Annotated in this window: 5 protein-coding genes and 1 pseudogene; 2 read left to right on the plus strand and 4 right to left on the minus strand. The window is 43.3% G+C overall.

Annotation, left to right across the window (positions count from 1 at the left end; genetic code table 11):
• The first annotated feature begins 79 nt into the window (after nt 1–79).
• A protein-coding gene (locus OGY09_RS06935; protein ID WP_115642877.1) for an IS3 family transposase occupies nt 80–1,191 on the plus strand; the annotation gives its coding sequence in 2 pieces (ribosomal slippage) (nt 80–341 and nt 341–1,191; 1,113 coding nt in all).
• A gap of 186 nt (nt 1,192–1,377) precedes the next feature.
• Here the strand turns inward: OGY09_RS06935 and OGY09_RS06940 are convergent.
• From OGY09_RS06940 to OGY09_RS25250, 3 genes are read right to left on the minus strand one after another with little or no spacing between them, the layout of a single operon-like run.
• On the minus strand, nt 1,378–2,289 hold the full coding sequence (locus OGY09_RS06940; protein WP_286590142.1) for a hypothetical protein: 912 nt from the start codon (nt 2,287–2,289) through the stop codon (nt 1,378–1,380).
• Between the two features lie 45 nt (nt 2,290–2,334).
• Nucleotides 2,335–5,136 (minus strand): hypothetical protein, encoded by a 2,802-nt coding sequence (locus tag OGY09_RS06945; RefSeq protein ID WP_353622461.1) that lies wholly within the window; start codon nt 5,134–5,136, stop codon nt 2,335–2,337.
• A 55-nt stretch (nt 5,137–5,191) separates the two neighbouring features.
• The gene (locus tag OGY09_RS25250) at nt 5,192–6,187 is read right to left on the minus strand and encodes a P-loop NTPase family protein (protein WP_353622462.1); all 996 of its coding nucleotides are present in this window, start codon (nt 6,185–6,187) and stop codon (nt 5,192–5,194) included.
• A 467-nt stretch (nt 6,188–6,654) separates the two neighbouring features.
• On the opposite strand from OGY09_RS25250, the gene OGY09_RS06950 reads away from it, so the two are divergent.
• Nucleotides 6,655–10,401, plus strand: a complete 3,747-nt coding sequence (locus tag OGY09_RS06950; RefSeq protein WP_286590143.1) for a hypothetical protein — start codon at nt 6,655–6,657, stop codon at nt 10,399–10,401.
• Nucleotides 10,402–10,538: 137 nt separating this feature from the next.
• Here the strand turns inward: OGY09_RS06950 and OGY09_RS06955 are convergent.
• A pseudogene (locus OGY09_RS06955) lies at nt 10,539–11,780 on the minus strand (integrase).
• Between the last annotated feature and the right edge of the window lie 466 nt (nt 11,781–12,246).

The following is a 12,246-nucleotide window of genomic DNA, read 5'->3' on the forward strand; positions in this document are numbered from 1 at the left end:
TGTAAGTATCCCGCATAATCGTGCCATTCACATTTAGAGATCCGCCGGCATAATCACTCTGCCAACAAAGGAGATCGCTATGCGTAAAGCCCGTTTTACTGAGCATCAGATCATTGCCGTAATTAAATCGGTTGAAGCCGGACGAACCGTTAAAGATGTCTGCCGGGAGGCCGGTATCTCTGAAGCCACCTACTACAACTGGAAGTCCAGATACGGCGGCATGGAGGCTTCTGATATTAAAAAGATCAAGGATATTGAGGACGAGAATCGGCGTCTCAAACAGATGTTTGCCGACCTGAGCCTTGAGAACCGGGCGCTGAAAGACGTTATCGAAAAAAAGCTTTAAAACCAGCCTTTAAGCGTGAGCTGGTCACTCATCTGATAACGACATTTGGACTCAGTATCCGTCAGGCCTGCCGGAGTCTGAACCTGAGCAGAACAGTTTACCATTACCGTCCGGATATCACGCGGGACGAACCCGTTATTGTCGCGTTGCAGGCAGTGGCAGAGCGATACCCACGGTATGGTTTTCCAAAACTTTTCCAGGTTCTGCGGCGGCAGGGATACCCGTGGAATCACAAAAGGATCCATCGTATTTATTGTCTGCTGAAGCTGAATTTTCGCCGTAAAGGCAAACAACGGTTGCCGGTGCGTAATCCCTCGCCACTGGCCACACCGGAAGCGCTGAACCAGAGCTGGTCTGTCGATTTTATGCATGATGCTCTGGTCTGTGGCCGTCGTTTTCGCACGTTCAATGTCGTTGATGACTTTAACCGTGAGGCATTGTCGATTGAAATCGATCTGAATCTGCCAGCTTTGCGCGTGGTCCGTGTACTCGACAGGATCGCGGCAAATCGCGGCTATCCGGTCATGCTACGCATGGATAATGGTCCGGAATTTATCTCACTTGCACTGGCTGAATGGGCAGAGCAACATGCAGTAAAACTGGAATTTATTCAGCCGGGTAAGCCGACGCAGAACGCTTTTATTGAGCGCTTTAACCGAACATACCGTACAGAAATACTCGATTTTTATCTGTTCAGAACGCTGAATGAAGTGCGGGAAATCACGGAAAGATGGGTGTCAGAATATAACTGTGAACGCCCGCATGAATCACTGAACAATATGACGCCGGAGGAATATCGGCAACACAATCATTTGGCCGGGGTCTCAAAAAATGCCTGGAACTAAAACGGGTCTATTTACAGCAGCACATGCAACTTGAAGTATGACGAGTATATGACTATTGTTATGATGACTGTTGTAATTGTGTCTACACGAGAAATTGAATAAAATTTATAGGTTTGACGTAGCCTTGGTGGTAGTCGAAAATATTTATTTAAATGGGCCTACATTTTGCAAGAAGGCCCATTTACGTCAGGGGTAAATTATATATCCCATAATCGCGCAGATTAACCGGTAATCACTCACGTAGAAGATTTCCGGATTCTCAGTGCTTTGTTCACCGATAAAGAAGACTTGAGCTCTCTCTTTAGCTTTTTTATTTACTGCTTCTTTTGCTTCTTCCTGCACAGTTTCAAGCTCATTCAAAAGCATAGTCTTTTTGGCTTTTGACCAGTCTCCCCACTCAATGTGTAGTTTATAGCTACGCGAGGGCTTAAACTTACCAGATTCGTCTTTTACCCATTCTCCCGAGAGCGGAATGACAATTCGGTTTTCGTCTTGCTCAAATTTCTGCCATAACAACTGCGAATAAAAAACTCGGCGCTCAGGGTAGGGTTGAACCGGGTCTTTTAGTTTTTTAAACACGGTCATGTAAGTATCGGCATTAATACCTGGGATATTTAATGACATACCACGGTCATACGGGAAGCGAATAAATGCCCTACAAATCTGGCGAATAGCATTAACCGGGCGGCGGGATTGCCGCGCTGGAGCATTTCCCCCGCTGGATGCTGACGATGTAGAACGTATTGGATTGGTGTTGTTGTCGCTACCAGTAGTGCCAGGATCAACAACGGGTCGTTGTTCAATCAATTTTAAGCCTGCGGGCATCAAACCCGGTGCGCTGTCTAGCATGTTGCGGACGCTTTTTTTCTGTCCCTGCTTAACCACTGTGCTTTCAGCATCTGCATCACAGTTAATATGCTCTTTTCCAGGCATTTTATTAAACGACGGTCTTTTCTTACTTCCTTTTTGCCAAGCGGAAGGATACATCTCAATCCCACATCCCCAGCATACGTAACCGTTCGTATCTACAACATCAAGTAACCAAAGATCTTCTGCCTCAATAATCTCACTGGTATATTTATTACGTGCAGATTCCATGATTTCTCCTTTAAACAGAATTCCTTTGAAGGCGGCAACTAGCCTTTATTCAAACCGTTGTTCCAATGCCTCATCTTCCAATCGCTCACGTTCTTTTTCCTTTTCAACCCAGTCAGTCAGTTTTTCATAAACAGCTCTAGCCGACTTAGAAATGTCTGCACGCTCGTGGGTGACCAACTGGCCTATCGCTTCAACCCTAGGTTGCATCACGTTCGCACGACTACCGAACCATGATGAAGGTGCTGCGTGTTCGGCAAAGATCTCAAGGACGGCTCGTGGCTCGGGTGAGGCTTCTAGAAATCTCAGAGCATCATCCTGCAAGCAGATAGGACTTTGCTCCCCGTCTTTTGACCATAGATTAATACCTGAAGCGACTGAAGCCCAAACCTGAGGGTCTTTAGTGGTCCTGCACCATTCAATCAAAATATCTATATCGATTTTCGCAATAGGAGACTGATGTGAATCATCATGATTAATGAAATGCAGCCGCCTCTGTTGTTGATCCTCCGTACCATCAAAAATGCGACTGAGAAATTCTTTTGGCATCCATGCAGCGGTGATACCGATAGCGTCTTCGAAAGAATAAATGTAGCCAAAATGCTCATCAACAACAGCGAAGATTGTATTCAGCCATTCTAGTTTTTCAGCCTCGTTGCCATCGAAGCGCAATGTGGCATCGATAACACGTTCCATTGCATAATCCAGATATCCGCCGAGATCGTTGTGTTCTCTTTGGAACCTCTGGATTGCAGCGGATAGTCCGATTGTTCGTAGCGCAAGACCTAGTGTATCCGTAGCATCTCCTTTATCAGCTAGTTTCATACTCAGTGCTTCCAATACTACTTCATCACCATTCGGTTTACTCAGCAGCCTTTGAGCAAGCTCGAGGACCCTGCTTTCTGGCAAATTAGAGAATTGCTCACCCCACAGAATTGCCCCATACATATGGGGCTGTATGTCAGAGTCATCCAGAAGCGACATGCAACGATCAAGATCGATTTCAGTAAACTCCTGCCAAGGATGAAGGTTGACTAATTCGAATCGAAGTTCGGAATGTTGTGCACACTGATCGAGCAGTTCCTGCGCTAATACTGAATCGATAGAATGAGTCTCTTCAATGAAACCTCGAATGACCGAAACATCACGTTGAGATTTGTGTTGTAGATCCAATTGAATGACTAGTTGTTGCCAATAAATTCGTAGGTCAGGAGCCCCGTTAGCTAAGCCTTTACCAAATTCGACGCGATACGGCATTCCATCCCGCAAAAAAAGATTAGGGCACAACTCATCAAGTCCATGGGAAGATACTGCAAATTCGTGCCCCAACTTGAAAGCTTTGGCACAAAGTATTTTCCTGATTTCACTGAATTTATTAGGTCCTTGGTGTTCATAATCAGCATCTAGAGCCCAATAATCGCGCCTATTACTGAGTACATAAGCCATGATTGCCGAAACCAAGTCTTTAGGTTCTAATTCTCGTTCCAATGTCACAAGTATTTCCGGCAATGGTTCTACGTCTTCGTTATCTTTTCTTTTTGTATGGAAAAAGTAGATTGTTGAGCGGACAGCTTTCCAGCCTTCACCCCAAGGGCGATGGGCATGTAACTTACGAGCCGCATCAATTAATTTTGACCTTATTCCTCCATGACGCCAAATCCAGCGAAATTTATCAGCCAAGATCCGCCTGGCATCATCTTCAAGCTCGGGCACTCCTGAGGTTCCTAATCTCACCAAAATATCGATGAAGGCGAATAGCCACGCAACAAGTTCATCGTAACTGGGTCGAAATCCATAATCTCTTGGCCTAGCACCAAACTCATTAATTCCGAATCCTGTCCACGGAGGTCCGCCGAGAGCAGTTTCAAGCATTTCGATCCCCATCCTTCTACGTCCGGCCATACTTGAATCAATGCATTCATTCATGATCGCAACACGTTGTTCTAAAGAGGCATGGGTACCGGATAGATAAGGTTGGAAAAACCTCTTTATCTTATTTCGAGCCGAATCATAATTATTGCTCGCGCTTTCCTGGTCTGCGATACGGATTAAGAGCTTAATGCATCGTTCAAAGTATTTCGATTCATATGCAAGTAACTGCAACAATTTGATAATTGCTGTTCGTTGTGGGTTGTAGCGTGATTTAAAATGCTCAAAATTAGACGTAACAAGCGTTTCTTCAATCCTCTCAAGCAAAGCTCCCGGGGCAACTGGAGCGATATAATTCAGAATGCGTGTCGATACATCATCTAGGTCTATTATTTTTCCAAGCAGCCCTTCGGGCTGTAACCAAGCTTCAACAATCTCTTTAGCCACAGCATGGCTATGCAATAGTCCCAACCTGTGCGCGAACGACATCAATAATCGTTGCCGATCCGGAGCTTCAAAGGTCGTTCTAAGTTGATCAATCGGAATACTATTAAGTGCAGATGCTGCCAACTTGTTAGCAATGGCATGGGGAAGGATGGCTCTCCAGTGGGATCTTTTCTGAACAACGTGACGTTCCATCAACTTCGTAACAGCTTTGAATAACTGGATTTTGGAATACCCAGAGAGCACACCCAATATTTCCAGTTCATCGGTAGCTGCATCTGGACTAGATATCGAGAACGAATACACCAGTGACAATATTTCAGCTTGCTCCCGTAAATGGCCGTCGGGATGATTACGTTGTTCAAACAAGCGATTAAACAACTGCGCATCTGAAAGTAGGGCTAAACTCTCACCTTCTTCCACTCTTTCCGCTATAGCCAAAGCCACTCTTGCATTCCCATCTGCGAACTCTGCAATCCGACGGGCATTATTCTGACCAATAGAAGGGAAGCGACGGATAAGAAGTTGCTCTGCCACGTCTGGACCATCTGTCTCAATGTGGATGACCTCAGTTGTCTGTGGTTTGTCATCCCTATATGTCGTACTCGATCGTGATGAGACTTACTTCTTTCCCTGCGGCTGATACTTTGCTGGCAAGCGAAGCATGGAGTTCTGATGGGCAATTATCAAGGATCATAATTGCTCGCCGGCCTTCAGCGAGCAGGTTATCAAGCATTGCTGTAGCCGACGGTACTGGCTCATAGCCAGTATCAACATAAATAGCTACTGTTCGGTCAAGCGCATCTGTTCCAACAGTTTCATCAAAGAGCGCCTGAACGATTCGAGTCTTCCCAACACCAGACAATCCTGTAATACGAACAGCCTTGTTTGTCGAACGGATCAGTGCTCGCATTGGGTTAATTGCTTCATCAATTTTGAGTTTTTGCCCCTTTCCCGATGGTAAAGTAATGGTTACGCCTGGGGCTGAGATTAAAGTGTCTATAACACCTTGTGGTGGATTGCTCCAGGCTCCGTAGGGTTGCCAACCGGAATACCCTTGCCCAAGCTTTGCTTTTACCCACAGCATGACTGATGGATGTTGGCGCAACCATTGGATGAGTTTGGAGCGGTCGTAGAAATCAAGATGAAGATAACTTTCGTTAGGATCATCTTTTACTGCATCCCTCATCGCTTTGAGACGATCCTTCTTTCCTGACGGCGAGCAATCATCACCCAGGCTGACAATGATGTAACTGCCTTGCTTTCTGGCTTGTTCAGAAATGATGGGAGAAAGTGCTTTGCCGGTGCCAATTTCCCTCTCAATTGCAGACTTAGGCATCTTATGTTTCTTTGCCTGAAAGACCGTATCAGGTCTTACAAGAAAGCCTGCTTTGAGTTGATCAATTGGAACCTGAACATGGATGTCAATTCCTCCGTCAGGGGCTGTAATTGAACCAGACCAATTTACACATGCTGGGCTATGGCCGTGCATTGCCACTTCAGCTTCTGCTAGCCGAGCGATCAGCTCTTCCAGCTGGATATCGGAGAGCCGAAGTAATTCGTCCTTTTCAATGTCAAAGATTGCCACTTTTAAACCCTATAAAAGATATTGCGACCATAGAAAAAGTTGCTCTTAGTCTAACCAATGAGGGAAGAGATGTCCGCTGAACATTTACAATTAAAACCATCCACTTCAATTGGTTAAGATGTTCTGACTCAGAACTGTGATGTCGATCATACCTACTTTTACGTAGAGCTATCAGTATGTATGAAACTAAGGTCTAGTATGAACAAAGGACAGGCTCATGCTTAATATGACTGTGAGGTTAACGAGCATTCTAGGTGCAAAAAGTTCCACTAACTTGATGATTTGTTATTCTTGAGGTGGTTTAGTGCGAGTTTAAAAATTTGGCTAATGTTTAAGATCAAGAAATAAGTCCGGATTTTTTACTCTTTAGCAATTTTGTTAGCATTTTGTGTACATTAAAAATGAATTTTTAATATTAGTTTTTTTTAGATTTGGTTGTTTAAAATTTTATTGGGTGGAGTACCAATATGAAATGGATAAAAGCACTTAACCTTCAGCAATGGGCAGATTCTATTCCTGCAAAAGTTATTTTTCCAGCACTAATCGCTGATCTTATACGTGCAACGACTAACAGTATTACTGAAATTAGATTTCCTAATGGTGATAAGGGACAGGTTAGAGGTTATGACGGTGTACTTAAAGCCGAGGGGGTGGCCCCCTATGTTCCTGATGGCGACTCATTCTGGGAATTTGGTGTTAATGAAAAATTGCTTGATAAAGCTAACTTTGATTACGAAAAAAGAACACGCGAAGTTGCTCCAGAGATACGTCTAAAGACTACTTTTGTTTTCGCTTCATTAAGAACATGGGATAATCCTAAGGTAAAGCTTGAAGACTGGCTACAAGAGAAACGCAATAGTGGTAAGTGGAAAGACATCAAATTAATTGATGGTTCTATGCTTGAAGATTGGCTCGGTGTTTGCCCTGCTGTAGCTGCTTACTACGCTCGCTACCATCTTGAGCTAATGCCACAGGTTGGTGTTAGAAGCATTAAGGAGTTTTGGGATGAATTTTCCACTAAATTTAATCCCCCTTTAACTGAAGCAGTCTTGCTGGCGGGGAGAGAAAAGCAAAAAGAGCGTTTTCTGAATGAGTTACGAGAAAATGGTCGAAAAATATCTTTAGCTGCAGATTCTCCGGATGAGGTTATTGCTTTTGCGATTGCAGCTATCAGAACCACTGAAGCGGAACTTCGACATTCCTTTCAAAGTCGAGCACTAATTATTGATACGGATGATGCTGCAAGACAGCTTTCTGGAAAAAGAGGAATGATCTTCTTACCACGTGATCGAGCAAGAGCTTTAGCCGGTTTATTACAGCAAGCATCTATCACAGTAGTAAGTGCCGGAGCCGATGAAACACGAACTGATCACGAACTTCTGATCCGCCCAGATAGTATATCTTTAGGTAAGGCTCTTGAATCTATGGGGTTTGATTCAGATAAAAGTTATCAAATAGCGCGGCAGTGTGGCCGAAGTTTGTCTGTTTTGGCTCGCCAGATATCAAGTAGCACGGCTGAATCACCTGAATGGAAAGACAGCCCTGAGTTGCTCCCTGCTTTATTAGCTGGTGCATGGAGTACATGTTCAGAGAAAGATAAGTTAATTCTCAAGCAACTAGCTGGCTATACAGACTATTCTCAAGTTGAAAATCCATTAAGGCTATTAACAAAGCGCCGCGATTCTCCAATTGATCGAGTGGATGATATTTGGTCATTGCGTTCGTCGGTAGATGCTTTTGTACATTTAGGCTATTTGCTGGGTGAAGAACACCTGGAGCGTTTTGAGAAGGCCGTAAGAGAGGTTTTTTCCTATATTCCTGAACCACCAAAGGCCGAAGATCTGTTTGTACCTGACAATGGTATTAAAACGTCTTATAGCTCGTGGTTACGTAATGGAATGACAACAGTTTTGCTACATATGGCAATACTACATGAACAGGCCGAATTCCGGGTTACTGGTATGACACCCCAAGATTTTGTTAACAAAATAGTTCAGAGTATTCCGGGACTTGCTAACGACCATCGACTATTTGTTAGTTTGCGAGATCAACTTCCGCTGCTGGCAGAAGCTGCCCCTGGCCCTTTCCTTGATGCCCTTGAGCAATTGCTTAAGGGCAATGGGGAAATGATTGCTCCAATATTCAATGAAGATAAAGGGCTGTTAACTCCTCGAAGTCATTATCATGGATTAAAATGGGCATTGGAAGCCTTGGCTTGGGAACAAACATATCTATTACGCGCTGCAATCTGTCTTGCAAAACTCGCTGTAATAGATCCCGGTGGAACTTACTCAGATCGCCCTCTTAATAGTTTAAGAACCATTTTTCTGGCATGGTCTCCTAATACATGGGCACCAGTAAAAGTTAGAAATGCAATTATAAAAAAAATTATCACTATTGTTCCTAGTATTGGGTGGAGTTTGTTACAAAATCTCCTTCCTCGCTCCCATGATACCTCTGATCAAAACCAAAAAATGAAGTTCAGAGAGTCGGATAAAGATGTAGAAAAACTAACGTGGGGCGTTGTTTGGGAGGGGCAAATCTTTATTATCCAAGAAGCAATTAAACTTGCAGGTATACTCCCAACAAGATGGGAAATCCTAATCTCTCATTTAAGCTCATTCCCTGAGGATGCAATAGATGAAACACTTTCTCATCTTGAACTTTGCCTTTCTCAACAAACTGAAGAGGATCAGTTCATCGTATGGGAGGCTTTGCGTCATGAGTATTCTCGCCATAAAAAATATTCAGATGCGAACTGGGTATTTAAATTTGAGTCTATGGAAAAAATAGCGAAAATACTTGATAATTATAAACCAATTGACATGGTTAGAGCCAGTTTATGGATTTTCAATGATTGGGATTCTGATATTGAAGAGTCAATTGAAAATGCTGGCGGAATTTTTTCTTCCGTCGAAGAAATGCGAAGTGAAAAACTTAGGGAAATATACTTTACTTTAGGTTTGTCTGGGGTGAAAGACCTTTTTCAACAAGTTAATAATGTTTTTATTGTAGCAAGGCATATATCAGCACTCTCGTTGGATGAAGAAAAATTAAATGATTTGTTTGTAATGCTTATTAACAACAAAAAAAATATTGATGAAGTTTGTGGGTTGTTAATGCAATATGGTGTTGAATGCTTTGGTGCTGAATGGCTTAATAAAATAAAAGTGTATTTTAAACAGTTTAAAATTACTCCTGATAGGGCTGGGAAAATCTTAGCATCGTTAAGAGACTCACAAGAGATATGGAACATTATTGAAGGGTTTGAAGATAACATCAACGAAAAATATTGGTTGCAAAAACAACCCATTGCAATGATGGGTAAAACTTCGGATTTATTTGTCCTTATGGATAAATATATAGAAAGGGGCCGGGGTCTTGCTGCTATTATATCAGCAAATCAACGCCTTTCTGAGATTCCATCTACAACACTTTTATATCTTCTAGATATAGTCGTTAAAGAAATAAATAGCCAGGATATCCAATTTGATACAATGCTATCGTACTATGTAAAAAAAGTTTTTGATGAACTCAAACAACGTAACGATGTTTCTGAAACAGATTTGGCATTTAAAGAAATGACCTACTTGCCTTGTTTTCCGGATAGAGATGAGCCACTTATCCTGCATCGTCTAATGATGAAAAAGCCAGAGGTTTTTATAGAAGCAATATGTATTGTATATCGTAGTGACGAAGATGAACAAACAGAACCATCGGAGTTGGAAGTTAAAAGAGCTACTTCTATATACAGATTACTTGAAAAATTACGAATACTACCAGGGCAGATAGACAATGAAATTGTTCAAGATAAACTTGAAGATTGGTGTGAGAATGTACGCCATTTAGCAAAATTGCATCATCGCCAAGAAATCACTGATCATGTAATAGGAAAAATTCTGGCACATGCCCCTAATAGCTCAGTAGATAATTCCTGGCCACATGAAGCAATTCGGCACATCATTGAAATATTATCTTCTGATGAGTTAGAGCAAGGTATACAAATTGGTAGGTACAATAAAAGGGGGGTATTTGCTCGTATGCGTTACGAAGGTGGAAACCAAGAAAGGATATTAGCTGAGCAGTACCGAGAATGGGCAAATTCAATGCCCCACTGCGTCCGTACTTCTGCAATGCTATTTAGAATCGCTGACGAATGGGAATACTCAGCAAAAAACGCAGATATTCGAGCCGCCAAGGCTGATTTAAAATAGAAAGATTCAAAACAAAAATTAGAATAAATCATAAAAACCCTGCTTAAGAGCAGGGTTTAACTTCTTTCAGTGTCATTTAAACTTGCAGACCTTCAGGTTAATCTACCAAAAACAGAACGGGTTTTAGCTACGACATGTCATCCAACTAACCGCATTGCCTTTATCCCTCCTTCAATCATACTACCGTGATCTGCAGCCATCACAAAATCAGCCCACCACTGCATCATAGGCCGTCGCTGCTCAAGATAATCACTACGGTTATACGCACGACGAACCTCATTCTTATCCACATGAGCAAGTGCAGCCTCAATAACATCAGGTGGAAATCCCTGCTCATTAAGGGCCGTGCTGGCGATAGAACGCAAGCCGTGTGAAACGAGCACTCCACCAAAACCTGCGCGTTTTAGTGATGCGTTTACGGTCTGACTGTTCATAGGCTGGTTTGGCTTGATGCGGCTGGGAAAGATAAATTCTCGATTTCCACTTAACGGCTTCATCATCTCTAGTATCGCAATAGCTTCATCTGACAATGGAACAGTATGGTCGCGGTTCATTTTCATGCGTGCTGCGGGAATCTTCCACTCTTGCGCTTCTATGTCTACCTCTTCCCAGCGAGCCTCAGCCGCTTCGGCAGGGCGGGTAATAGTAAGAAGTTGCCACATGAACAGGCATCGTGTGGAAAGGCTAATGCTGGCTGTTCGCATTGTCTGCATCAGTTGAGGTAGCTGATCCGGTCGAATGCTGGGCATGTTCTTTTTCTGAGGCTTCTCGAAGGCTTTACCGATATTAACGCAGGGAACAGCATCAATCAGCCCTGTGTTCTGGGCATAGATCATGACCTCATTAATACGTTGACACAGGCGACGAACAGTTTCCAGTGCTCCTCTGGCCTGAACCGGTTGTACGGCCTGAACCAGTGTATGAGCTTTAATATCTGTAACGCTAACGTCGCCGATCGCAGGAAAGACATCTCTTTCAAGAGAGCGCCAGATATCTTCCGCATAGTCCTCTGTCACACTGGCTTTCTTCACATTCTACCAACGTTCAGCTACGAGCTGGAAAGTATTGGTTTTGGCTTCCAGCGAACTACGCAATTGTTCTTGCTGATGTTCCTGCGGATCAATCTGTTTAGCTAGGAGTGAGCGGGACTCTGCACGGTAGTTTCTGGCATCGGCAAGGGTAACTGACGGGTAGGGGCCTATGCTTTTCTTTGCTCGTTTCTTGGTGACAGGGCGAATGTAGCGAAACTGCCAGATTTTACTCCCGCTGGATTTAATGAGTAGCTCAAGGCCATCGCCATCATAGAGAACGTAGTCCGCTTCCTTGGGTTTAGCAGATTCGATTTCCTTAACGGATAGAGGTTTGGTTTGTCTTGCCATTGCCGGGTTTCCATAGTTTTAGGCACCTCAAAAACAATAAAGCTTTACGAGGTGCCTAACAAGGTGCCTAAAAGGATCGGATTTAATTAGTTGGCATCAGACTTCGCGGGACAAATTGAGGGCACAAAAAAGCCCGCAGGGCTTGCGCAGTGCGGGCTCTTAGGACTTCATCGGATGACTCTGGTAATCACCGATGGAGAATTTTGGTGGGCTGGCGTCCCTGTGCTTTATATCTTAATAATCTGATTTTTATTGTTATTTTTGTGCCTTGATTCATTAAGGGTTCAATAAAGGGTCCTAAGAAACGTCAGCACAGATTTTACTTATTCCAGAGCCAAAATCTTAGATACTACTAACGTTGAGGAGTTGAACTCACGAAACATAGCCTTTCTGTTCCGGAGGCTATTTCCCATATGCAAGATCTTACCTCTAACTTAGTCCTCTCAAAGTGTTAAACAAGAATTAT

This window comes from Citrobacter sp. Cpo071, from assembly GCF_030332765.1.
Classification (GTDB): domain Bacteria; phylum Pseudomonadota; class Gammaproteobacteria; order Enterobacterales; family Enterobacteriaceae; genus Citrobacter; species Citrobacter portucalensis.